The sequence below is a fragment of the Dolichospermum sp. UHCC 0315A genome (assembly GCF_008121535.1).
GTDB classification, from domain to species: Bacteria; Cyanobacteriota; Cyanobacteriia; order Cyanobacteriales; family Nostocaceae; genus Dolichospermum; species Dolichospermum lemmermannii.
The window spans coordinates 1,531,704-1,555,136 of the sequence record NZ_CP043056.1; the positions used below are offsets into that span (position 1 = coordinate 1,531,704).

General features: G+C 38.4%; 19 protein-coding genes, 1 tRNA gene and 6 pseudogenes. 17 read left to right on the plus strand and 9 right to left on the minus strand.

What is annotated here, in order from left to right; genetic code table 11:
- Positions 1-8: 8 nt before the first annotated feature.
- Positions 9-134, minus strand: a pseudogene (locus tag BMF77_RS27725) (ferredoxin:protochlorophyllide reductase (ATP-dependent) iron-sulfur ATP-binding protein); the annotation flags it as partial.
- A gap of 150 nt (positions 135-284) precedes the next feature.
- Between BMF77_RS27725 and BMF77_RS07120 the strand changes: the two are divergent.
- Positions 285-554, plus strand: coding sequence for a TIGR02450 family Trp-rich protein (locus BMF77_RS07120; protein ID WP_148761734.1), 270 nt, complete (start codon positions 285-287; stop codon positions 552-554).
- Positions 555-630: 76 nt separating this feature from the next.
- Here the strand turns inward: BMF77_RS07120 and BMF77_RS07125 are convergent, their stop codons facing one another.
- From BMF77_RS07125 to tmk, 3 genes are all read right to left on the minus strand, one after another.
- Positions 631-1,518 (minus strand): hypothetical protein, encoded by an 888-nt coding sequence (locus tag BMF77_RS07125; protein WP_148761736.1) that lies wholly within the window; start codon positions 1,516-1,518, stop codon positions 631-633.
- A gap of 566 nt (positions 1,519-2,084) precedes the next feature.
- Entirely contained in the window at positions 2,085-3,035 is a 951-nt protein-coding gene (locus BMF77_RS07130) for a DNA polymerase III subunit delta' (RefSeq protein ID WP_148761738.1), read from the minus strand.
- Positions 3,036-3,038: 3 nt separating this feature from the next.
- Entirely contained in the window at positions 3,039-3,665 is a 627-nt protein-coding gene (gene tmk, locus BMF77_RS07135; RefSeq protein ID WP_148766848.1) for a dTMP kinase, read from the minus strand.
- Positions 3,666-4,216: 551 nt separating this feature from the next.
- On the opposite strand from tmk, the gene BMF77_RS07140 reads away from it, so the two are divergent.
- The 4 genes and pseudogenes from BMF77_RS07140 to BMF77_RS07155 form a co-directional block, all read left to right on the plus strand.
- On the plus strand, positions 4,217-4,606 hold the full coding sequence (locus tag BMF77_RS07140; protein WP_015079571.1) for a hypothetical protein: 390 nt from the start codon (positions 4,217-4,219) through the stop codon (positions 4,604-4,606).
- Positions 4,607-4,609: 3 nt separating this feature from the next.
- A complete protein-coding gene (locus tag BMF77_RS07145) occupies positions 4,610-5,038 on the plus strand; it encodes an NUDIX hydrolase (RefSeq protein ID WP_148761740.1) in 429 nt (142 codons plus the stop codon).
- Between the two features lie 73 nt (positions 5,039-5,111).
- Complete coding sequence (locus BMF77_RS07150; protein ID WP_015079573.1) at positions 5,112-6,194, plus strand: AI-2E family transporter; 1,083 nt, start codon at positions 5,112-5,114, stop codon at positions 6,192-6,194.
- A 31-nt stretch (positions 6,195-6,225) separates the two neighbouring features.
- Positions 6,226-6,417: pseudogene (locus tag BMF77_RS07155) on the plus strand (Uma2 family endonuclease); the annotation flags it as partial.
- A 60-nt stretch (positions 6,418-6,477) separates the two neighbouring features.
- Here BMF77_RS07155 and tnpA read toward each other — a convergent pair.
- Positions 6,478-6,753 (minus strand): annotated as a pseudogene (gene tnpA, locus BMF77_RS07160) (IS200/IS605 family transposase); the annotation flags it as partial.
- 51 nt (positions 6,754-6,804) lie between these two features.
- Here tnpA and BMF77_RS07165 point away from each other — a divergent pair.
- The 5 genes and pseudogenes from BMF77_RS07165 (at position 6,805) to BMF77_RS07185 (ending at position 12,640) form a co-directional block, all read left to right on the plus strand.
- Entirely contained in the window at positions 6,805-7,971 is a 1,167-nt protein-coding gene (locus BMF77_RS07165) for an RNA-guided endonuclease TnpB family protein (protein WP_148761742.1), read from the plus strand.
- A gap of 47 nt (positions 7,972-8,018) precedes the next feature.
- A pseudogene (locus BMF77_RS07170) lies at positions 8,019-8,885 on the plus strand (iron-containing alcohol dehydrogenase); the annotation flags it as partial.
- Between the two features lie 214 nt (positions 8,886-9,099).
- Entirely contained in the window at positions 9,100-10,377 is a 1,278-nt protein-coding gene (purD, locus tag BMF77_RS07175; protein ID WP_148761744.1) for a phosphoribosylamine--glycine ligase, read from the plus strand.
- Between the two features lie 16 nt (positions 10,378-10,393).
- On the plus strand, positions 10,394-10,603 hold the full coding sequence (locus BMF77_RS07180; protein WP_148761746.1) for a hypothetical protein: 210 nt from the start codon (positions 10,394-10,396) through the stop codon (positions 10,601-10,603).
- A gap of 9 nt (positions 10,604-10,612) precedes the next feature.
- Entirely contained in the window at positions 10,613-12,640 is a 2,028-nt protein-coding gene (locus BMF77_RS07185) for a cation:proton antiporter (protein ID WP_148761748.1), read from the plus strand.
- A gap of 121 nt (positions 12,641-12,761) precedes the next feature.
- On the opposite strand, the gene BMF77_RS07190 is transcribed toward BMF77_RS07185, so the two are convergent.
- The 3 genes from BMF77_RS07190 to BMF77_RS26580 all read right to left on the minus strand — a co-directional run bounded on the left by BMF77_RS07190 (position 12,762) and on the right by BMF77_RS26580 (position 13,508).
- Positions 12,762-12,989: a hypothetical protein gene (locus BMF77_RS07190; RefSeq protein ID WP_148761750.1), complete on the minus strand. Its 228-nt coding sequence runs from the start codon at positions 12,987-12,989 to the stop codon at positions 12,762-12,764.
- A gap of 144 nt (positions 12,990-13,133) precedes the next feature.
- Positions 13,134-13,364, minus strand: a complete 231-nt coding sequence (locus BMF77_RS07195; protein WP_015079580.1) for an RNA chaperone Hfq — start codon at positions 13,362-13,364, stop codon at positions 13,134-13,136.
- A gap of 3 nt (positions 13,365-13,367) precedes the next feature.
- Positions 13,368-13,508, minus strand: a complete 141-nt coding sequence (locus BMF77_RS26580; protein WP_168204349.1) for an alpha/beta hydrolase — start codon at positions 13,506-13,508, stop codon at positions 13,368-13,370.
- Between the two features lie 132 nt (positions 13,509-13,640).
- Between BMF77_RS26580 and dapF the strand changes: the two genes are divergently transcribed.
- From dapF to BMF77_RS07230, 6 genes and pseudogenes are all read left to right on the plus strand, one after another.
- Positions 13,641-14,480 (plus strand): diaminopimelate epimerase, encoded by an 840-nt coding sequence (gene dapF, locus BMF77_RS07205; protein ID WP_148761754.1) that lies wholly within the window; start codon positions 13,641-13,643, stop codon positions 14,478-14,480.
- A gap of 236 nt (positions 14,481-14,716) precedes the next feature.
- A complete protein-coding gene (locus BMF77_RS07210) occupies positions 14,717-14,935 on the plus strand; it encodes a hypothetical protein (protein WP_015079582.1) in 219 nt (72 codons plus the stop codon).
- Positions 14,936-17,523: 2,588 nt separating this feature from the next.
- On the plus strand, positions 17,524-20,010 hold the full coding sequence (gene hetF, locus BMF77_RS07215; RefSeq protein WP_148761756.1) for a cell division protein HetF: 2,487 nt from the start codon (positions 17,524-17,526) through the stop codon (positions 20,008-20,010).
- Between the two features lie 137 nt (positions 20,011-20,147).
- A complete protein-coding gene (locus BMF77_RS07220) occupies positions 20,148-20,486 on the plus strand; it encodes a P-II family nitrogen regulator (RefSeq protein ID WP_015079584.1) in 339 nt (112 codons plus the stop codon).
- A 317-nt stretch (positions 20,487-20,803) separates the two neighbouring features.
- Positions 20,804-20,950, plus strand: a pseudogene (locus BMF77_RS07225) (M23 family metallopeptidase); the annotation flags it as partial.
- A 49-nt stretch (positions 20,951-20,999) separates the two neighbouring features.
- A tRNA-Arg gene (locus BMF77_RS07230) sits at positions 21,000-21,072 on the plus strand.
- 222 nt (positions 21,073-21,294) lie between these two features.
- On the opposite strand, the pseudogene BMF77_RS07235 reads toward BMF77_RS07230, so the two are convergent.
- Positions 21,295-21,634 (minus strand): annotated as a pseudogene (locus BMF77_RS07235) (transposase); the annotation flags it as partial.
- 647 nt (positions 21,635-22,281) lie between these two features.
- Between BMF77_RS07235 and BMF77_RS07245 the strand changes: the two are divergent.
- On the plus strand, positions 22,282-23,412 hold the full coding sequence (locus BMF77_RS07245) for an aldo/keto reductase (RefSeq protein WP_148761757.1): 1,131 nt from the start codon (positions 22,282-22,284) through the stop codon (positions 23,410-23,412).
- Positions 23,413-23,433: the final 21 nt, after the last annotated feature.

Sequence of the window (23,433 nt, forward strand, 5' to 3'; positions counted from 1 at the left end):
AAAATGTTTTATACAATCATCAAGTCTAATTCCTCTTCAGCATTTCTGGGTTGAACTTTTACTGAATTGAGATAAAAACCTGACAATAAAGAAAAAGGTTCACGATCTGAAGTATCGGAGGGAACAACATCCTCATAGTCATCACCACTGCTGAATTAGTAAATATTTATTAAATTAGAAAATACCTGATATAAAACTTAATAAATGATGCGTAATAGGTAACAGGTAAGGGGTGAAAAAAGAAAGTTCTTCACAATCGACAACCGACAACTAACAATTGACAAATGACTAAAAAACAAAAATTTCCTTACCTACTGGGTTCTAAATGGACTGCACAACAAAAAGTTGATGGCTGGCGACATTTTCAAGTTGTTAACCGTAAAAATCAGGGTAAATGGGTATATGCAGAAATGGTAGCAGCTTGTGATCCTCAAGTGCGCTTTTGGTTAAATGCTAAATTATTGCAAGATAATTCCCAGTGGTATGCTGGGTGGCAAACTTTGCAAGAAATTAATTCTATTGAATCCGATCCAAAAAAAGCTAACAATTGTTAATTAACCCTAATTGATAAAAAAATAAGGGATGATCAAAATATAGGAAAATTTTGATCATCCCTTCCGACTAGATATTTTATTGTAAAATCTGATTCCGACAGTATTCTTGCGTAGGTGTCACAGAAGCAACTTCCACCTCTACAGGTTTCTCTGGAGTGGGGTTAATAATAAACTCACTGGGTCCTTGATGAGGTTTTTGAGAATTTCCCCAATCATAAGTATAACCTAAACCAGACCAAGGATAATATTCCTTTTTAGCATTGGTGTAGGAATTGGTATATATTGCCTTGACTACAGGACTACTATCAGGAACAGGTAAAGGTAAAAGATTACAACTAGCATCGTTAATTTCTGCATCAATACATGGTCTAGTTAGATCTTCTGCTTTTACCCACATTTCGACAAAATGGGTTTTCGTAGAATATTTATTTAAGATTAATCCCAAATACTGTTGTAACCGCAATGAAAGTTCAACATTATCAGGAATATTGCTATCAATAGCTTGATATTTCTGACAAAATTCTTTCACTTGTGGAACTGCTGTAAACCAAGTTTGATAAGGTAGCAGTTTTTTTGTACCTATTGGCCAATCTGAACTTGGGCTACTTGTATATTTCCAAGTTGACATCAAATATTCTATTTTGCCATTATTTTCTCTCCATTTAACCTGTGGATTATTTGGAGATAAAGCCAAAAGATTATTCACTACTTCATCTGCTAATGGTTGTTTAGCATCTTCAATACTTTCTGCCAATTTTTTTGTCAGAATATTATAAGTTTCTGGTTGATACTGCAATAGATAATCATAGACATTTTGGGTTACTTCCAATTGTGATAATTGGGTTTTTGCTACGGGTGTACTATAGCTAGTCATTCCTTCAGCTAATACCCTATTTTGCCATCCAAAAACTAAAAATGCACAACAAAGCAAGCCCAAAAATAATTTATGCTGCCAATTTTTCATGATTAATCACTTGGTACGTTAAATTTTCCGTCAAAGATGATTCTACATGAAAACACTATCAATTCTGTAACAATAATTGTTAATAAAACATTAAAAATACTTAAAAAATATCGTAACAATAAATTTCATATATTCAGAATTTTTACTAGCGTATTAATACTTAAAAAAGATAATGTGTCAGCACTTTTCCAGGACATTGACTAGTAGTCTGTCAGAGGATGTTTGAAAAGTTTTTAATGTATCAATAAACCCCTCTCCAAACCTCTCCCCGACGCGGGGAGAGGCTTTGAAACCCCCATTCCCTTGTAGGGAAGGGGGGTTAGGTTTCGGAGATTGTTGGTTTCATCTAATACTTTTCAAACAACCTCTCAGGATAAAAATGATGGACTGTAGTGTGAGCGTCTCGCTCACGCGGGCAAGATGCCCGCACTACAAGAGTTTCATAATTCAAGTTTGTACCTCATTAGAAGTCAACAAAAGTATTGCAGGTGAAGTTGCTAGTTTCAAAGGGGTTGTGAATATTCCCAGGAAGGAAATTGTCAACAGAAATTAACTACAGAAATTAACTATATTTGTGATATCTGAAATAAAGCTAAAAACGTACATTCCCAAACCAAGCGAGGTTGGGCATAACAAAGTAAATGTTTCCGAGTTTTTTCTAACTGTTGAATAATTTTTGGTTCATGTATTTGTTGCCAATAGTATTGTTGCAGATAATCAATTAACCATAATTGAGCTTCAGTATCTAATTCTTTATCAATTTTCTTGGCTAATTCTAAAGCATGACGGTAAGATGTCGGGATTTTTTTCACCTGGGCGATGAACTCGCTAGGAATTTTTTGTAATTGTTGATAAGATAAAATCGCATTTCCTGGACTACCTGCGGCTATATTTAAAACCTCTGGATGTTGCAAAATTTCGGCATTTCCTGTTTGCGTCAATACCTGACTCATCACAGCAATATCCAACCGATAAAAAGGAATCTTTTGACAACGGGATACTAAAGTTGGTAACACAGATTCTGGTGAAGGGGCAATTAAAATTAATGTCGCTTTTCCCGGTTCTTCCAAAGTTTTTAACAACGCATTAGCCGCAGATTCCGCCATTGTTTCCGCTTGTTCTAGGACTATGATATTTCTCTCTGCTGCCAACGGTGGCCGAGAAAGAAATTGCGTAATTTCTCGAATTTGTTCCAAACGAATCACTGGTGGGGCTTTGCGTTTAACGCCCTTTTCTGCTGCTTCTGCTGGTGTAAGTCTTTGTCCTTGAAATTGATAAGTTGGTTCTACCCACAATAAAGCCGGATGATTTCTTTGACGAATCCGAGTTTGTAAAAGGGGAATTTGATCAGGTGCTACAGAACTGGAAAAAAGTAATTCAATAAAACACCGGGCTGCTAAACTTCTACCTACACCATCTGCACCTACAAACATATAAGCAGGTGCAACTCGATTTTGTTTAACAGACTGAGTTAGTAATTCTACTGCTTGCTGTTGTCCGACTAATGGTGAGAACATAAATTATGAAAACAGGCGATTATGTAAAATTTCCTGTATACTTTGTTGGACATTTTCTTGACTATTATTCCCATCTACCCGTACAATCCGAGACGCATAAGATATAGCTAACTCCGTATATCCCCGCTGTACCCGCCGATGAAACGCAATTGTTTCTTGTTCAATCCTGTCTAATTTAGCTTGTCCACGTTTGCGAGACAGCCCTATCTCCACATCTACATCTAACCAAATAGTTAAATCACTAGCTAAACCACCAGTAGCAATTTGATTAAGTTGATTAATTATACTCATACTTAAACCCCTGCCATAACCTTGATAGGCAATAGTAGAATCAGTATAGCGATCACACAAAATATACTTCCCTATGGCTAAATTAGGTTTTAATTCCTCTTCAATGTGTTGCGCCCTATCCGCAGCATACAATAACAGTTCCGTCACTTCCCCCACGGGCTTATTAAGTGACTTTTCCAATAATAACATCCGTAAATCCTTTCCTAACTCTGTTCCCCCCGGTTCACGAGTCAGCACCACAGATATATTTAAACTTTCTAGCCACTGAGAACACAGTTGCATCTGAGTAGTTTTACCACAACCTTCTACCCCTTCAAATACAATTAATTTACCACTCATATTGTCAAATTTTGCTACTACCAATTTTTTAAACTCATTTTCTCACGTCTCAAACCATACCTAATTCCCGAACGACTGTAAAGGCATATAGCAGCTTTCAGCGGTTAGTAGTCAGAACTAAATTACTTTCAGTCTAAGCTTCTACGATTGAAATTAGAATTTCATTTAACTGCATACCGCTATAGTATTTACCTATATTAATTTACCATGACTATAAAGAGTTTATTGTCAACTCCTGAATCTGGCAATAACAAATATTTAACCCCCTTCCAAGTGGAAACCTATAGTTTTTTAAGCATAATCAACCCCCCAATAGATTTGACTAAATTACGAACTTAGTTAATCACATAAAAAGTCATCAAATCCAAAAAGAACTTACTTGAAAATAAAAAATACAATAATGCCTATAACTGGAGATACCAATGAAAATTTATTCATGTCTTCATTATTTTCACAAAATCACTATCTTTTTTGGACAAAACAGCATTATGATAAATAATAAATAGCAAGCCACTTATATAAACTGGAGATAAAAGATAAAATTGCCAATAATGCAACAAACAAAAATTTCTACCAGGGGATTACTTCACCTGGGATTATCTTTTTCCCTATTAACAGGACTTTATGCCTGTGGTAAAGAAGGCAATTCTAGGATCAATCTTGAAAATTTAAATATTGGTGTGAATGTAACACAGATTCAAAAAGTTACCAAACAAAATCAGGACACTACAGTTTACATTCAAGGTAAAATAGAAAAGATTGCTCCTTTAATTCAGAAAAAAGCATATCAAATCAACGACTCAACTGGAAAAATCTGGATTATCACTAATCAAGGCAATTTTCAAGTTGGAGAACAGGTAGTATTGAAGGGTAATGTGCAGTACAAAAGTGTCCCTTTAGCAGGCAAAGAATACGGAGAAATTTATTTAGAGGAAAAATAATTTATGAATAATCAATTAGTTCATGTAGCCGTTACCATTCTCTATCGAGAAAATAAATTTCTGATGCAATTGCGGGATAATATTCCTAATATTATCGCTCCTGGTTGTTGGGCTTTGTTTGGTGGACATATCGAACCTGGAGAAACTCCAGAAATAGCAGTTCAGCGAGAAGTTATGGAAGAAATTGGTTATGAGTTAACTGACTTTACTCAATTTGGAATTTATAGCGATGAAAAAGCTATTCGTTATGTATTTCAAGCACCATTGTTAATAACAGTAAATCAACTTGTTCTTTCTGAAGGTTGGGATCTAGATTTGTTAACAGCAGAAGATATCTACAGAGGTGAATGTTATTCTCTAAAAGCAGGAGAAGTAAGACCTTTAGCAAGTTTACCTCAGAAAATAATGCTGGATTTTATCAAAACCCTATAGTTCGATTACTCGATTTACAGGCCCTTTAAAGTTTTCCAGAAATTTTGCAAAAATTAGACTATTAATAAATTCCATGCAGCCAGTAAACAATCTACCAAATCTACCTAAATGGTTAAATATAGGATTAGCCTTTCCTGTTATTCTTCTGAATGGTTGGCTATTAATTCAATTTATTAACTACTTTCAACCGTTAGTCAGTGTTATCTCTGTCGCTATTCTCTTAGCTTTTGTGCTAGATTATCCGATTAAACTGCTCCAAAAACGTGGAGTACCTCGCATTTTAGCAGTTGTCGTAGTATTACTGTTATCTATTATTATTTTAGGTGCTGTAGGTGTTATTCTCTTACCACTTATTCTGGAACAACTGAATGAGTTAGCTAATCTTCTTCCCTATTGGATTGAATCGGGAACTCAACAAATAGAAGCTTTGCAAAATTGGGCAGCTACCCAGCAGTTACCAGTAAATTTAAGTGGATTAGCTAGTGAATTTTTAGGAAAAATATCTAGTCAACTACAATCTTTGACTGGAAAAATTCTCGGTTTTGCTTTTGATACTATTGGAAATTTATTTAATTTACTAATAGCCATAGTTCTGACTATTTATCTAGTATTGAATGGTGAAGCTTTATGGGATGGAATTTATCTGTGGTTTCCGTCCCAAATTGCTAAAAAAGTTCGAGAATTACTCCGAGAAGATTTTAATAATTATTTCATTGGTCAAGCTACACTAGGTGCTATTTTAGCCGTGTCTATAACATTGGCATTTGTCCTCTTACGAGTCCCTTTATCACTCCTTTTCGGGATAGGAATTGGTTTATTTTCTTTATTTCCTTTTGGGACTGGTATTGGGGTTGGTATTGTCAGTTTATTAATAGCTTTAAAAGATTTTGGCTTAGGATTAGAAGTTGCGGCTATAGGTGTAGCTATTGACCAAATTAATTCTAATATTATTGCCCCACGCATTTTAGGAAATTTAACCGGCTTAAATCCTGTATGGGTGGTAATTTCTTTATTAATAGGCGCAAAATTAGGCGGTGTATTGGGTGTATTGGTTGCTATTCCTCTCGCTAGTTTTATGAAAGATATGGCTGATAGTTGGCGGAATGGTGAATTTAATAAAACCGCTGTTGATAGTGAATATCTGCAAGAATCTTGAATAGCATTGAGATTTTCACAAATTCAACTAGTCTGGTCTAGGGGAAGCTGTAACTACTCCTGGAATTGTTTTTACTGATGCTGATAATGTTATTCCTGATGTGGTGTGGATAAGTAATCAACGTTTAGCAACTTTATTAGATAATGATGGACATTTAACAGGTGCGCCAGAATTAGTAATTGAAGTTCTTTCTGCGGAGGGAGAAAATGAACGTCGAGATAAATAAGTGAAATTAAAACTTTATGCTTCTAGAGGTGTGCAAGAATATTGGATAATTGATTGGCTCTCCATACCTGCGACTAGATACGCCTTTTAGAGCATTTACTATTTGAGAAACAGATAATTTAGGAGGATATTCAATTAGTGTATGGACGTGATTTCCTTCACAATTGAATTCAAGCACTTGAAAATTCATTTTTTCAGCCACCTCACGAAATGTTTTTTGAATTAAATCAATACTTTCACCAGTGAACACAGACCGACGATATTTCGTAACGCAGACCAAATGAATTTTTAAGTCCGTAACGCTGTGTCTTTCTCTTCTGAGGAGACTTGCCATTTTGTGTAGACCAATATATAATTAATTTACAGTCTAATTATATCATTAACGATGAAAGCCAGATATCAATTCCGTTTCTACCCGACAGACCAACAGCAAAAGCTTTTAGCTCAATTGTTTGGTTGTGTTCGCGTGGTTTGGAATGATGCACTGGCTATTTGCAAACAAGTAGAAAAATTACCAAGTAATAACGATTTGCAAAAATTAGTTATTACCCAAGCCAAAAAAACTGTTGAGCGGCAATGGTTGTCTGATGTTTCTAACATTCCTTTGCAACAATCGGTCGCAGATTTGGGAGTTGCCTATAAAAACTTTTTTGATTCTCTAAAAGGGAAACGCAAAGGTAAAAAGTTAGGCCGCCCTAAGTTCAAAAAAAAGACTAATCAGCAGTCAGCACGATTTAGAATCGGTGGGTTTTCAATCAAAGAAGATGAGGTTTATCTAGCCAAAATTGGTAACGTTAGCCCGATTTGGTCAAGAAATTTACCCTCCGCTCCTAGCTCTATTACAGTCATAAAGGATTGCGCTAACCGTTATTTTCTCAGTTTTGTAGTAGAAGTTGAACCCGTAAATATTGATGCTAAAAACCAAAGTATCGGTATTGATTTAGGAATCAAAACTTTTGCTGTTATGAGTAATGGAGAAAAAGCCCAAAGCCCCGATTACTCAAAATTGGATAGGAAGATTCGCAAACTTCAGAAAAAACTAGCGAGGCAACCCAAAGACTCACAACGAAGAAATAAAACCCGAATTCAAATTGCAACACTACATAACGAAATAGCTGATACCCGAAAAGACTTTTTGCACAAACTATCCACCAAAATAGTTAGCGAAAATGAAGTTATCGTTTTAGAAGATTTGAATGTATCGGGCATGATTAAAAATCATAAACTTGCTAGGGCGATTAGTCTTCAGGGATGGAGAGAATTTAGGACTTTATGTGCAGCTAAATCACAGAAATTTGGTAGGACATTTCACATTATTAGTAGATGGGAACCGACTAGCCAAATTTGCTCTGAATGTGGCTACAAATGGGGGAAACTTGATTTAAAAATTCGGTCGGTTAAGTGCCTGAATTGTGGGACTGAACACGACCGAGACGAAAACGCCGCAAAAAATATAAATAAAGCTTGCACTGAGCCAAGCCGAAGTGTCGGGATAGGGCATTGCCACGACTCTAAACGGGCGCAGAGACAGAGTAAGACTAGCAACGGTTAGCGTCAGTCGGTGAAGCGTCAAGAATCACCGCACCTTTAGGTCGGTGAGTATGTCAAGGGACTAAATTTATCGCTGCTGCTGTTCCTTTTGTGGGCGACCCTTGGGATATTTTAGCAAAAGCCGCACCCGTAACTGCGGCTTTACCAATGGGGGTGGTTTTGACTTTACCCGCAACTGGTTCGGAAATGAACACAAACTCAGTTGTGACTAAGTGGGAAACTCAAGAAAAGTTGTTTTTCGCTAGTCCCTTCGTGTTTCCTAAATTTTCAGTTCTTGACCCAGAAACGACTTTCTCCCTACCTCCTCGGCAAATTAGCAATGGTATTGTTGATGCTTTTACTCATGTAATGGAGCAATATTTAACCTATCCAGTCAATGCACCATTACAAGACCGCATGGCCGAATCAATTCTGAAAACCCTGATTTGCGAAGGACCAAAAACCTTAGCAAATCCCACAGATTATGATGCCAGGGCGAATTTAGTTTGGTCGGCAACAATGGCATTAAATGGGTTAATTGCTGCTGGTGTCCCCCAAGATTGGACAACTCACATGATTGGTCATGAGTTGACAGCGTTGCATGGTTTAGATCATGCTCAAACTTTGGCGGTTGTATTACCTAGCACTTTAACAATTCGCCGCGATCGCAAATGGCAAAAACTTCTACAATATGCAGATAGAGTCTGGGAAATTAGCGGTGGTTCGGAAGAAGAACGGGTAAATGCAGCAATTACTAAAACTCGTGATTTCTTTGAATCAGTTGGTGTTCGGACTCACCTATCTGACTATGGTATTGGATTACAAACTATTCCAGCCGTGATCAAAAATTTAGAAAAGCATGGAATGACAGCTTTGGGGGAAAATAAAGATGTTAATCCGCAAGTTATTGAGCAGATTTTAGTTCTTTGTGCTTAGAGGTTGTTTGAAAAGTATTATATGAAACCCATAATCTCCAAAAACCTAACCCCCCTCCCCCCCTTCCCTACAAGGGAATGGGGGTTTTAAAGCCTCTCCCCTGGTAGGGGAGAGGTTTGGAGAGGGGTCTGTTTACACATTAAAAACTTTTAAAACATCCTCTTAGGAATGCCAGAGATATTCTCGTTTTGCTTGCTTAGATATGAGGAAATAAGTGAAAGTTTTAGTTATCGGTAATGGGGGACGGGAACACGCTCTAGCGTGGAAATTGCTACAATCTGAAAAAATAAACAAGCTTGTTTGCGTACCAGGTAACGGTGGTACAGCAACTTTGCCAGGTTGTGAAAACTTGCCTTTAGCAGTAGATGATTTTGCTGGTATCAGCGAATACGCGATTAATCATGGGATTTCTTTAGTAGTTGTCGGTCCAGAAGTGCCTTTAGCTCAGGGAATTACCGATTATCTGCAAAATCAAGGCTTAATGGTATTTGGTCCAAATAAAGCAGGGGCGCAAATAGAAGCAAGCAAGGCTTGGGCTAAAGCTTTAATGGAGGAAGCCGGAGTTCCTACTGCGAAAGCTGCGGTATTTACTGAAGCAGCCCCGGCAAAAGCTTACATTCAATCTCAGGGTGCGCCCATTGTTATTAAAGCCGATGGTTTAGCTGCTGGAAAGGGGGTTACAGTTGCCGAAACTATTGCCCAGGCTGAAGAAGCAATTGAGGCAATTTTTCAAGGACAATTTGGATCTGCTGGCAGTTCCGTTGTCATTGAAGAATGTTTAGTAGGGCAGGAAGTATCTGTTTTAGCTCTAACCGATGGTTTAACCATTCGCCCATTGTTACCTGCTCAAGATCATAAGCGCGTCGGCGAAGGTGATACAGGAGAAAATACTGGTGGGATGGGTGCTTATACTCCTGCACCAATCGCCACACCGCAGTTAATGGCACGGGTACAAACAGAGGTGTTAGAAAGAACGATCACAGCTTTACAGTCCAGAGGCATTGACTACCGAGGCATTTTGTATGCGGGGTTAATGATTTCACCAGATGGGGATTTTCGGGTTTTAGAATTTAACTGTCGTTTTGGTGATCCCGAAACACAAGTAATTTTACCGATGCTAGAAACTCCTTTGGAAGATTTAATCTTGGCTTGTATAGAACAGCGGTTAGGAGATATGCCGCCGATTGCTTGGAAACAAGGGGCTGCGGCTACGGTGGTGGCTGCTGCTGGTGGTTATCCGGGAGAGTATGCTAAGGGTAAGGTAATTACTGGCTTTGAGGCAGCCCAGACAGCAGGGGCGACAGTGTTCCATGCGGGGACAAGATTAAATGCAGCCCAGGAAGTTGTTACAGATGGCGGCAGGGTGTTAAATGTGACGGGTTTGGGTGAGGATTTCCGGGAAGCTTTAGCTCAAGCTTATGCAGGTATCGAACATATTCAGTTTGATCAGATGTATTATCGCCGAGATATTGGTTATCGGGTTTTAGGCTGATTTTTGGATAAATAATTTGTTTCGCGCAAAGGCACAAAGGAGCAAAGGCGCAAAGGAAGAAGGAAGAAGGAAGAAGGAAGAAGGAAGAAATACATTTATGATGCTGTGGGGACTTGATCACTTTTTGGTGGTCGGTCCAAATTTTGTTCTTCTTGTATCCCAGTCCTCCCCGCAAATTGAGAAAACTTTGTATGCTGATATCTATATGGTTCTTTATAGTTTTTAATTAAAATTAGTGCAAGAAGATTTTCGCTTAATTGTTGATTTGGTTTTGGTGTTTGCTGTCGCTGCTTGCGGTGGACTCTTAGCTGCACTGTTAAAACAACCTGTTTTGCTGGGATATATCATCGGTGGTATGGTTGTTGGTCCCTCTGGACTAAGGCTGATTAAAGAACTTGTCCAGGTGGAAACCTTGGCTCAGTTTGGAGTCGCGTTTTTGTTGTTTGCTTTGGGTGTGGAGTTCTCTTTAACGGAACTCAAAAAAGTTAAGGCGATCGCTCTCGGTGGTGGTACTTTACAAATTATCCTCACTATTCTCATCACTGTTTTGGTCTGTGGTGTCACTGGTGCTTGGGGAACTCTACCGGCTAAAGGTGTATTTTTGGGTTCGATTTTGTCTTTGTCTTCCACTGCTGTGGTTCTCAAATGCCTCATGGAACGCAATGAAACCGAAACACCTCACGGACAGGTAATGCTGGGGATTTTAGTAGTTCAGGATTTGGCTCTGGGGTTCATGTTAGCTGTATTACCAGCCCTTCATCAACCAGGGGAAGCCATTGGGGTGGCTGTGGTGATGGCATTGGTGAAAATTGGTTTATTTGCAGCGGGTGCAGTTGTGGCTGGGATTTGGTTAATTCCCCCTTTACTCAGATTATTAGCCAGCACTGAAAGCAAGGAGTTATTTTTATTAGGTGTCGTCACTATCTGTTTAGGAATTGCTCTGCTCACAGAATATTTAGGACTATCCATTGAAATGGGGGCATTTGTCGCCGGTTTGATGATTTCTGAGGTGGAATATGCTGATGAAACTTTGACGATTGTTGAACCTTTACGGGATATATTTGCTAGTTTATTTTTTGTTGCCATTGGGATGTTAATTGATCCAGTATTTTTGTGGCAAAATCTGGAGTTAATTCTGGGATTAGTGGCTTTAGTTTTTGTGGGTAAGTTTTTAATTATCACCCCTTTAGTCAAGTTATTCCGTTACCCTTTAAAAACAGCTTTAATTGTCGGTTTAGGACTAGCGCAAATTGGGGAATTTTCTTTTGTTTTAGCTAGTGAAGGACAAGCTTTGGGTTTGGTTTCCCGACGCATATATTTACTAATTTTAGGAACTACCGCAGTGACTTTAATGCTGACTCCTTTTGTCTTGCGGTTAGTCCCATTTTTATTCGATTTTGCTGAATCTATGCCTTGGCTGAAACCATATTTGGTAGATGATCAAGCTCATGATTTTTCGGAAGATCTACCACAGAAAAATCATATAGTAGTTTGTGGTTATGGACGGCTTGGTAAAAATTTGGTGAAGCTGTTACAGCAATATCAATTACCTGTAGTAGTTATTGATCAATCAGAAAGTCGAATTCAGCAATTACGGGATGCCGGAATACCTTATGTTTATGGTAATGCGGTGAGTCTTCATGTATTAGAAACCGCCGGTGTCAGTCATGCTCAAGGTATGGCGATCGCTCTCCCTGATCCTGCCAGTATTCGTTTGTGTTTAAAACGGTCTTTGGAAGTATGTCCAGAATTAGATACAGTTGTCCGTGCTACCCAAGATAAAAATATTGAACTACTTTATCAATTAGGTGCAAAGGAAGTAGTACAGCCAGAATTTGAAGCTAGTTTAGAAATGGCAACTCATCTATTAATTGGGGTGGGTTTATTACCAGAGATGGTACAACAGAAAATGCAACAAATTCGCCAAGATCATTATTTGGATTTACGTCCTGAAAGTTCCGCTGCTGAAGTTTCTAAATATTTACAAAAAGTTACCCGTGATTTAAATCGTCGTTGGTATGATTTACCAGCAGATTCACCTTTAATTGGCATGACTTTGGAAGAAGTGAATATGCGTTATTTAACTGGGGTGAGTTTAATGGCTATTCGTCGCGCTGATGGGGAAGAAATTGATTATCCTCATAATCAAACTATACTTCTTTTAGGCGATCGCTTATTAGTGGTAGGATCAGCCGAAGAACTCACTGCTTTAGTGGAGTTTGCTGAAGGTAAAATTAATATTTCTGACGAAATAGAAAAATGAATACTCAAGTGTATTCAGTTATAATGTCAGAAATAATTACAAAAAATATGTGGTAATGTTTTAAAATACCACATATTCATATTCAGCTATAAAGCCGATATTTTTTAATGGGTTATAATCATCATATAATTGGGAAATTTATGTTTAATCCCCAACTATTTAAGTATTTTGTCAAGTCACCAGGATTTAATCCTAACCCGTTAAAAACAGCCTCTAGTATGGGGTTTAAAGGAACAGAAGTTAAAGAGTCTGTAGCGATATCTGTAGTTGTACCACCTACTATAATTTCTTGTTGTTTAATAGGTATATCTGTGAATAAAGGTATATCTGTGATTAGTATTTTAGACATTCTAGAAATATCCTTAACGTTGATTAGTCTCGCTAAATTCCACCGTTGATTTAAATAGTAGAAAAACTAATAATAGAAAGTCAATACGATAAGCAACACGGTTTTATCTAAGTTTTACTGATAGCGGAGCGAGACTAACTCTCTTTAACCTACCATATTACCTAAAGTTTTCATGTAGGCGATCGCCTGTTTCCAAACCATAATCTGCTCATTATTGCCATCAAAAATACAGATACAATTGTGATCTTGCCAAAATATTCGACCTGTAATCAAATCACCAGTCATTAATCTAAATTCGACCATTAATTTTTCTTTAATACACTTCTGGACTTGACGAGTGCTAGGTAGGGAAGTATCAAATTGATTAGTTGCCATATATTATACTGGTAATTGGTGATTGGTGATTGGTAATTGGTGATTGGTGATTGGTGATTGGTAATTGGTAATTGGTGATTGGTGATTGGTGATTGACAACTGACAACTGACAACTGACAACTGACAACTGTACGGGCGAAGCATTTGGAAGATAAATTATCGGTCATTGCCAAAAATAGTTCTCCAAATGCTTCGCCCCTACTGACAACTGACAACTGACAACTGACAAATTTTTTAATAGTATGAATGAATCTTTAATAATTCATTTAGAGCAAAATGGCAATCGAATTTACTAAGTATCACGGACTCGGTAATGATTTTATCCTCATTGATAACCGTTCCTCATTGACACCAGTATTGACACCAGAGAAAGCGGTACAGTGGTGCGATCGCCATTTTGGTATCGGAGCAGATGGTGTTATTTTCGCACTTCCTGGACAAAATGGCACTGATTACACCATGCGGATTTTTAACTCCGATGGTTCAGAACCAGAAATGTGTGGCAATGGAATTCGCTGTTTAGCGGTATTTCTGACGGAATTAGAAGGCATTTCTCGCACCAAGGATAAATATCATATTCATACCTTAGCAGGTGTGATTTCACCCCAACTCACAGATGAGGGTCAAGTTAAAGTAGACATGGGTGAACCCCGATTATTAGCAGGGGAAATTCCCACTACCTTAGCACCTACGGAGTTTCAAGTTATTAAGCAACCTTTAGAAGTAGCCGACAAAACTTGGGATGTTACCTGTGTCAGTATGGGAAATCCTCACTGTATCACCTTTGTCGAAGATATTGCGGCTATTGACTTAGAAAGCATTGGAACTAAATTTGAAAATCATCCCGTGTTTCCTAAAAAAACCAATACCGAATTTATTGAAATAGTCAATCGTAACTACTTGAAAATGCGAGTTTGGGAACGAGGTGCGGGAATAACCCTAGCTTGTGGAACAGGTGCTTGTGCGTCCTTGGTAGCGGGAGTATTGAATGATTTATGCGATCGCATTGCTACTATTGAATTACCCGGTGGACCCATAGAAATCGAATGGTCAGAACTTGATAACCGGATTTACATGACAGGCCCCGCAGAACGAGTATTTACAGGCAAATATTAAATTCAGCCTGTTTTGAGTTCTAAGTTATAAGAAAATAGGCTGAAAACCCCGGAATTGACACCTAAAAATCCAAAAAGTTTTCAGGTGTCAATGTCTTTTAAATACCTTATTTTAGTTAAATACTGATAGAAAATCAAGATTAATGATGTCAGTGATCATTTGACCAAATATTAGCCAGTATCTGTTAAGATTGATGAAGAATTAATAATTTTTAAGGCCAATACTTGGAGAGTCTAATGTTTATTAGTGAATTATCGCCCCTATTTCAAGAACTTGCCCAACATCCAGTTTCATTTTTAGGTGGGTTTGTTTCTGGTGTTCTCCGACTCAATCTCAATGAAGATCCCGTCAAAAGTTGGCTAAATAAAAAATGTTGTGGAAATAGTTCCAGCAACCTCAGTACAGAGGCAGAAAATGGCAAAGCCAATGGACCGCAACAAATTACAATTGACTAAATAACGCAAGTTGTTAGTTATCTAAAATTTAAGCTGGTAATGGGTAATTTGTCAAATTTTTACCTATTACCTATCCAATAGGTTAACTAAAATTTACCAAAAAATCTAAATTTAATTGAGGATTCGTGATAGAATGGGAACAGACTCAAAAATATCTGTTAACTTCAGTAGTTATAAAGAAATAATTAAGCGTCTTATTATCTATCACAGTGATCATTCTAGAGTTAGAGCAAAGGATCACAATAGAATGAAAGTGATTCAGAGAAATTTGTCAGGTTAGCTCATCCCAAAGGTTAGTATTCAGGCAATCACGAGCTATATTTTGTAGTGAAACTGCACGATCAACAGTAAAGTTCGCTATTGTGCAAGTTAATATTGCAGTCTGTGGGTGCAACTGGACAAAGTAACCAAAAACTTGTTGAGCAAGGATATTGCCAGAGGCTGGTTTTGATGATAGGGTAGGTTGAGATTCCGTTTTTGAGAAAAAACCCCCAGTGGAAGTTAGCCAGCTAGGGGAGTTTAGTTATCAGGGTGCATCTACCAATTAAATGTTCTCAAGTGCATAACGATCCTCCGGATAAATTTATTTTTAACAAATTTGTTTTGAGTTCGGGATTCAAGTACCCAGATGTTTTTGACACCGGGGGGAAAAGAAAAAACCCCCAGTGGAAGTTAGCCAGCTAGGGGAGTTTAGTTATCAGGGTGCATCTACTTGTTAATTGTTCTAGAGTTCTATGTAATGCTCCGGACAAAAATGGGTGGGTAGCAATAATTATTTTGTGTTAACCACAGACAAAAAAACCCTCAGTGGTGTTAGCCAGCTAAGGGAAGTTAGTTATCAGGGTGCATCTACTTGTTAATTGTTCTAGGGTTCTATGTAATACTCCGGAAAAAATGGCTGGGTAGCAATAATTATTTTGTGCTAACCACAGACAAAAAAAACCCTCAGTGGTGTTAGCCAGCTAAGGGAAGTTAGTTATCAGGGTGCATCTACTTGTTAATTGTTCTAGAGTTCTATGTAATGCTCCGGAAAAAATTGGTGAGTGGCAATAATTATTTTGTGCTAACCTACAGACAAAAAAAACCCTCAGTGGTGTTAGCCAGCTAAGGGAAGTTAGTTATCAGGGTGCATCTACTTGTTAATTGTTCATTGTTTTTAACTTATGCTCCGGAAAAAATTACCCAAAGATTGCAGCTTGTCACATACCGAAAAAATTTCTGTGGCTAGTAGTTGGGTAGGGGAGTTAGTTGTTAGGATTTTATCTACTTAATCTACTTAATAGTTTATCTATAAATGTTTATAAACGCTCTTGACAAACAAGAGCGTTTTTTATTTGCCAAATTGACAATCTCAGGGAGCCAAGCCGCTGAGATTCTTAGAGAATTCCACAAAAAAGATGATCCAATTTTGTGGGATGGGCATCTTGCCCGTCCTTGTGTTGTTAGCGGGCAAGATGCCCGCACCACAAGAGATTTTGGGATATTTTTTTAATTGGAAGTCTCTTAAGAGATTTTCACTCGTAAAGGCTGTGCCAAACAGCCACTAGACACTCCGCTTAAAGCATTGTGCTTACTTTTTCACAAGAATGCGATTATCCTAGCGAAAAATATGGAGGCTGTCAAGATACACCAAAAACCACAGCGGTTAAAACCGTGGTCAGTGAGCAGTTCGACAAGCTCACTGTAACACTTGTCAAACTGCCCTGCCCGTGTCGTGGCTGGTGAGCTGCGTCGATAGCGTAGCGTGGCGTTAGCCATACCATCCCTCTCAGGTCTAAAGACACGCTCGTTTCCCACTTATCGCGAGGTCTTATGAAAAAAGAAAACCCCCAGTGAGTTTTAGCCAAACTAGGGGAATTGAAGATCAAGGTGCATCTACCAATAAACAGTTCTCGACGGGGATCAATCAATCCGGATAAAGTGGTTGCAGCCCAACAGACACAAAACCCTTGTGAAAAAGTAGATTAAGATCAATAGGAAGGCATATTTGAAACTTTAGAATGGCAAAAAACATCTAGAGTATTGGCAGGATTAGCCACTTGTGGCATGATTCTCAAAAACAATACTGCTAATTGTTCTATATTTCCTAGTGTCGGGTGTACAGGATCATGTCTATACTCAAAACAGTTGGGACATGGACTTTTGTAAAATCACGAAAAACCTAGATTTGTAGGGGTTTAGCATTGCTAAACCCCTACCCGCTTAAATCAAATAATTAAGCCGTGTTGAGTATACCGATGCCAGAATAGTTAATGTTTAAGGCATATAATCACAATGGGTGAAGATTTAAATGTGGCTGATAAGTAGGTTAGCATTGAAAATCGTCGTTATGGCAAGGCAAGAGGTAAGAGGCAAGAGTGAAGAGGGTTTGGGCGATTTTACTTTTCGTTACATATTTCGGTTTTTTCCATTCACCTACTTAACTTGTTGAAATTATGAAGGGAATTTTTCCGATTGGCTGATCCGAAAGTTACAACCGTGGACAAGAAGTAGTCTTCTACCTTGGTGGAAGCGGGAAATAAACAGCAATATATGGTTTACGCCAAGCTGTGCTATCAGCATTGTATAGGTTTTATGGAGCAGAAATTGTGACCCAGGAATTTCACATTTCCGCAACGCAGGTGGGGCAAAATGACTATCTGGTGCGAACGGAAGAAGTTGCACCTGGGGTACCGGTAGCAGAAGAACTGGTGCATTGGCCTGTGGCTGAGTGGTTGGCGGCCGCAGGCGATTTGATGGATGATCCTTTGCAGTTAATGTTGCAGGGGAGTATGGTAGCCAGAAACTCTGTTAACTTGGTGTCCTTGGGTCAGGAGTTATATAATGCGCTATTTCAAGGAACACTCAGGGATAGTTGGATTACTGCCCAAGGTATAGCCCAAAATCACCAACAGGTGCTGCGGCTAAGATTGGGATTGAAGGATACGAGATTGGCGCGGTTACCGTGGGAAGTGATGCACGCAGGCGATCGCCCATTGGCTACGGGTCCTTATATCACCTTTGCCCGTTACCAAAGTGGCATCGCCCCAGGCTCACGGTTACTGACTCATAATCTGCCCACGTCGCCGGAAGTACGGGGGATAAGAGTGCTAATGGTGATTTCTTCACCTACCGATTTAGCGCGGCTAGATTTGCTCAAACAAGAAGCTATTAATCTCAAGGCAGAATTGCACCGCCCAGCATTAAGAGTGGCTGATGGTAATCATCATCTTCCAGAAATTGAATTGACCGTTCTTGACGGGCCGGGGAGGGAAGAACTCACCCAAGCTTTAGAACAGGGACATTACCATATTCTCCACTATTCTGGTCATAGCAACTTGGGGAGCAATGGTGGGCAAATTTATTTAGTGAGTAAAAAAACTGGCTTAACAGAAACTCTCAGCGGAGATGATTTAGCTGGGCTACTGGTTAATAATAATATTCAAATGGCAGTGTTTAACTCCTGTTTGGGGGCATATCGGGCTAGGTCAGAGACGGAGTCAGACTCAGCAGAACGGAATTTAACTGAAAGCTTGGTAAAACGGGGAATTAGAAGTATTTTGGCGATGTCAGAACGCATACCTGATGAGGTAGCACTGACGCTGACACAATTGTTTTACCGCAATTTGAGTCAGGGCTATGCTGTAGATTTATGTGTAAGTCGGGTTCGTCAAGGCTTAATTTCTGCCTATGGTTCTCAGCAGATGTACTGGGCTTTACCAATTTTGTATCTCCAGCGAGAATTTGATGGCTGTTTGACACCAGAAGTTATGGCTACGCCACGGGGGCTATCGGAGTTACTGAACCAATATCAGCCCATCAAGCAGACAAATAGTTATAATTATGCTGATATGGGAACTAACCCAGAAATTCCTTTAGCTATTGATGATATTCTCAATCCTAATTTTGGAGAGGAGACGACGGAGGTAGACTGGCTAGGGGAGAATACTTGGGGTGATCTGGGCGATGAAATTGAGTATGATGATCCCACTTATAATGAGGATTTGGCAATAGTTTCTGATTTGTTTCGTCAGCTTGGCAATCCGGTTGCTAAAACAGAAGAACCAAGTATGAAGACGGAATTAATCGCGGAGAATCATCATTACTTGTCGGAAATGCAGGTTGCCCAACCGAAACAAAATTTAGATTGGGAAAATGTCCCCACTCAGATTACCCCAACTCCCTTGAATCTTGAGAAGCGTGAGGTAAATCCTCAGTTATCACCGTCACCTGTCCCTCCAAAGGGTAATCGTTTTCACCGAACAAAATCACCATTGTTAGTGTATGGTTTGGTGGGAGCAAGTGCAATTACTGTCATTGTTGGTATTGGTTGGTGGTGGCATCAACGACAAGTGCGGAAGTCTGCTGATGTGCCGCCGATTCCTGGACAAAATCTCACAAGTAATCAGTATCCACGGATTAATTTAGCTAATTCAGCTACGGGAATTGTCACGGCAACGGCGACGGCTCAGTTGAGTCAAGGTAATTTAACGGCTGGGTTAGATGCTATTAATGAATTACTGAATCGTGGTGCTTTGACGGCTGCGGAAACAGCTTTAAATTTGATTCCTACTCAGGATGCTGAAAATCCAGCTGTGAATTTTTTCCGGGGGCGTTTAGCTTGGCAGTCAGTCCAAACTAAAAATAATAAATATAGTATTGATGATGCTCGTCGTTATTGGGCTAGGGCTGTAGAAAAGCAGCCAGATTCTCTTTTGTATAATAATTCTTTAGGATGTGCCTATTATGCGGAGAATAATCTCAATTATGCTAATGATGCTTGGTTCAAATCTCTGAGTTTGGCATTAAAGCCCCAACGGAATAAAAGTTCTGATCCAATGAAATATCCCCAAATAGCTGGAGAACCGGAGGCTTTGACGGCTTATGCTGGATTGGCTTTGGGTTTATATAAATCTGCTAACAGTCAACCCGCTGATAAACGCCAGCAATATTTACGGGAAGCGATTAAACTTCGGCAAATGGTGATTCAAAATGCGCCCGCAGACTTTACCATTGAGAGGTTATCACAAAATTGGCTGTGGACAGAACAGGCGATCGCTGATTGGAGAGCGCTTTTGCAAGAAAATAGTCCATAATTGTGGACAATGATCAAAAAACCTTGTAATCCCATACATCAGGCTAAAATTAAATAACTATGACTATATTTACAGCCTGAGACAACGAATCTGCTTAGATATATAAACGACGTTATTAGAAGTCAGGAATCAAAAAAATGAAAAAAGTAGAAGCCATTATCCGTCCATTTAAACTAGATGAAGTGAAAATTGCCCTAGTTAATGCGGGTATTGTTGGGATGACAGTTTCTGAAGTTCGGGGTTTTGGACGGCAAAAAGGGCAAACCGAACGCTATCGGGGTTCGGAATACACGGTAGAGTTTCTCCAAAAACTGAAAGTGGAAATCGTTGTTGAAGATGCCCAAGTTGATATGGTTGTAGATAAGATTATCTCCGCAGCCCGGACTGGTGAAATCGGTGATGGTAAAATTTTCATCTCCTCTGTTGAACAAATTGTCCGCATTCGGACAGGAGAAAAAAATACGGAAGCCGTATAAGTATTAAGTATTGGGTGTTGAATATCCAAAAAATTGGCGTTGCTGAGTCTGTAAATGTGAAAACAGAAAATCAGCAGCGCCTTTTATACACCCTCTAAGGGTCTTCCAACCCACATTCCGCACCCCCCAGTGTCACAATCAGTAATTTCGGATTTTTGAATACCTTTAACATAAAGCCGTCCTGGAAGGACGGGGCTGTCCCGTCTTTTCGGTCAGGCATAATACTGTTTATGTCTGCACTTTTTGGGCTAAATGTAACTAGTTGAAAAGGGTATTAAGGGTATTAAGGGTATTTTTGCAAAAAATTAGATTGTGGTAGCGAATTATATATCAGTGAAGGACAAACTGTACAAAAAGGACAAGCGATCGCTGCTGTCGGTTCTACAGGCTTCTCCACAGGTCTCCATCTCCATTTTAAAGTCTGCCGCGATGGTACACCTGTTGACCCAGCAAATTACTTATAATTAAATGCTGTTTAAATTCAAAAAGTATGTTATACTATCAAATGTATAAGGGCGCGTGGCTCAGTGGATAGAGCAACAGGTTCCGGTCCTGTAGGTCGGGGGTTCGAATCCCTCCGCGCTCATTTTTTATAATGTCACTTGTCAGATTATTTGACCGCGTTGACAAGTTGGTGTCCGTCTTGCCAAATTATTGTCCGCGTTGACAATTTATTTGTCAGGCATCAATAATTTCTTTGCCACACTTCTTATAGTATGGCAAAACTTTTTATTGTGTCTAAAAAAATATTTAGGGCTTGCTGAAAAAGTGGGAAAAGGCAAGAAAAAAGATAACTAAGTAATTTTATTTCTAACGTCTGTTCCACAATTTTTCGATTGATTTTGTTAACTAAATTTATGTCTATTCTTTCTCTAAAGTGAACTAGCATTGAAGCGTCAAATGGTGGTTTATTACTATCTTGTTGACATTCCTATAAAGTATTGCAGGTAAGGGTTTTCCCCTATCTGTTCTACTGTTTCTCTATCACTAACTCCTAATTTTTCTTTGATTATCAATGCTCCTAATGCCATCCTAAATGTTTTGGCTGGTGCGCCTATTTCCGAGGAAAATATTGCTGCATATTCTGCTTCAAATTCAGACCAAGGTATCATTTTTGTCATGATTACCCACCGATTATCTAATGCCAATTTCTCCTCGAAAGGTAGTTGAAACTTTTCTGGTGCTGTTTCTTGTTATTGCGCTTTTTTATACATCTTAATACGCTTTCGTGCAAGGGTTTTTACGCATTTTAACTCTTTTTCTTGCACCTTTTCATCTTCTATCCCCCTCAAGTCATTGATTTGTCACGGTTCTATGTTTATTCAGCAAGCCCTAGTTAGATGTCTGAGATAAACCAAAGTCAAAATTATTTGTTCTGGGAGCGATAATTTAGGTTTTCTACCACCTCCACCTGCAATGATTCTAGTTTTATTTGATTCTAATAAATCTTGTTTCTCATTGTATAATTGTTCGAGCTTTTGAATTAATTTTTGTAGCTGCTCATAATCTAGACTAAGTAAGTTGGCGTTAAACAATCAACATATGTAACGAAATGTAAATTCGACAAATACCTTATAGATAGGTTATTTAAGGGTTTTTACGAAAAAAATGTATATTGATTTTATCGTGCCGACTTACTTAATTAATCTTTGTGTTTCTTTATGATTCTCTTCAATGTGATTCAGTATTAAACTCATATTTTCCTGTTGAAAACTAATTATTATATTCTTTTACCATAAAATGTTACTATTTTGGATATGTCTATTAGATAAGATAATTCCTGATTACCTGCTATATGCAATATCGTCGTTTTGGTAAAACTAATTTACATCTTTCTGTTTTTTCATTGGGAACAATGCGCTATTTAACTGATAGTGAAAATGTCCAACAGACCATTGAAAAAGCTTTATTTTTAGGAATTAATCATTTAGAAACAGCTAGAGGTTATGGTGATAGTGAAGCATATTTGGGTAAAGCTATAAAAGCTGGTTTATCAGTACCCCGTAATCAAATTTATATTACTACTAAAATTCCCCCAACACCAGATGCTGACACTATGCGTCGGTATATTGATGAATCTTTAAATCGCTTGAATTTAGATTATCTGGATTGTTTAGGAATTCATGGATTAAATACTTGGCAACATTTAGAATGGGTACAAGCTAAAAATGGTTGTATGCAGGCTGTGGAGGAAGCTATTAATGATGGGAGAGTGCGACATATTGGGTTTTCTACTCACGGTTCATTAGATGTAATTTTAGCAGCTATAAATACAGATTTTTTTGAATTTGTTAATCTTCATTATTACTATTTTTTTCAACATAATGCCCCTGCAATTCAGTTGACAGCAGAAAAAGATATGGGCGTTTTTATTATTTCTCCTACGGATAAGGGCGGAAAATTATATACTCCACCCCAAACTTTAAAAGAACTCTGTTATCCATTCACACCATTAAATTTAAATTATCGTTTTTTGCTAAGTGATAACCGCATTAATACTTTGAGTATAGGACCAGCAAAACCAGAAGAGTTAGTAATATCTCCAGAACTTTTTGATTCTCAAAATGAATTAACTAAAGCTGAAATTGATATTTTTGAAAAATTAGAAAATCAGCAAAATGATGTTTTACTAACTGATAAATGTAGTCAATGTTATGATTGTTTACCTTGCCCAGAAAATATTCATATTCCCGAAGTTTTAAGATTACGAAATTTAGCCCTAGCTTATGATATGAAAGATTATGGAGAATACCGTTATGGAATGTTTGAAAATGCCGGTCATTGGTTTCCAGGGATGAAAGCTAACCGTTGCACAGAATGTGGTGATTGTTTGCCCAAATGTCCAGAAAATTTAGATATTCCTACTTTGCTAAAAGATACCCATGAAAGATTGCAGGGGAAAGCAGGGAGAAGATTATGGGGATAAATCCAAAATCTAAAATCTAAA

Coding starts and splice junctions, on each gene's coding strand:
- BMF77_RS07120 (WP_148761734.1), top strand. CDS start 285: ATGACTAAAAAACAAAAATTTCCTTACCTACTGGGTTCTAAATGGACT.
- BMF77_RS07125 (WP_148761736.1), bottom strand. CDS start 1,518: ATGAAAAATTGGCAGCATAAATTATTTTTGGGCTTGCTTTGTTGTGCA.
- BMF77_RS07130 (WP_148761738.1), bottom strand. CDS start 3,035: ATGTTCTCACCATTAGTCGGACAACAGCAAGCAGTAGAATTACTAACT.
- tmk (WP_148766848.1), bottom strand. CDS start 3,665: ATGAGTGGTAAATTAATTGTATTTGAAGGGGTAGAAGGTTGTGGTAAA.
- BMF77_RS07140 (WP_015079571.1), top strand. CDS start 4,217: ATGCAACAAACAAAAATTTCTACCAGGGGATTACTTCACCTGGGATTA.
- BMF77_RS07145 (WP_148761740.1), top strand. CDS start 4,610: ATGAATAATCAATTAGTTCATGTAGCCGTTACCATTCTCTATCGAGAA.
- BMF77_RS07150 (WP_015079573.1), top strand. CDS start 5,112: ATGCAGCCAGTAAACAATCTACCAAATCTACCTAAATGGTTAAATATA.
- BMF77_RS07165 (WP_148761742.1), top strand. CDS start 6,805: ATGAAAGCCAGATATCAATTCCGTTTCTACCCGACAGACCAACAGCAA.
- BMF77_RS07190 (WP_148761750.1), bottom strand. CDS start 12,989: ATGTCTAAAATACTAATCACAGATATACCTTTATTCACAGATATACCT.
- BMF77_RS07195 (WP_015079580.1), bottom strand. CDS start 13,364: ATGGCAACTAATCAATTTGATACTTCCCTACCTAGCACTCGTCAAGTC.
- BMF77_RS26580 (WP_168204349.1), bottom strand. CDS start 13,508: ATGCTTCGCCCGTACAGTTGTCAGTTGTCAGTTGTCAGTTGTCAGTTG.
- dapF (WP_148761754.1), top strand. CDS start 13,641: ATGGCAATCGAATTTACTAAGTATCACGGACTCGGTAATGATTTTATC.
- BMF77_RS07210 (WP_015079582.1), top strand. CDS start 14,717: ATGTTTATTAGTGAATTATCGCCCCTATTTCAAGAACTTGCCCAACAT.
- BMF77_RS07220 (WP_015079584.1), top strand. CDS start 20,148: ATGAAAAAAGTAGAAGCCATTATCCGTCCATTTAAACTAGATGAAGTG.
- BMF77_RS07245 (WP_148761757.1), top strand. CDS start 22,282: ATGCAATATCGTCGTTTTGGTAAAACTAATTTACATCTTTCTGTTTTT.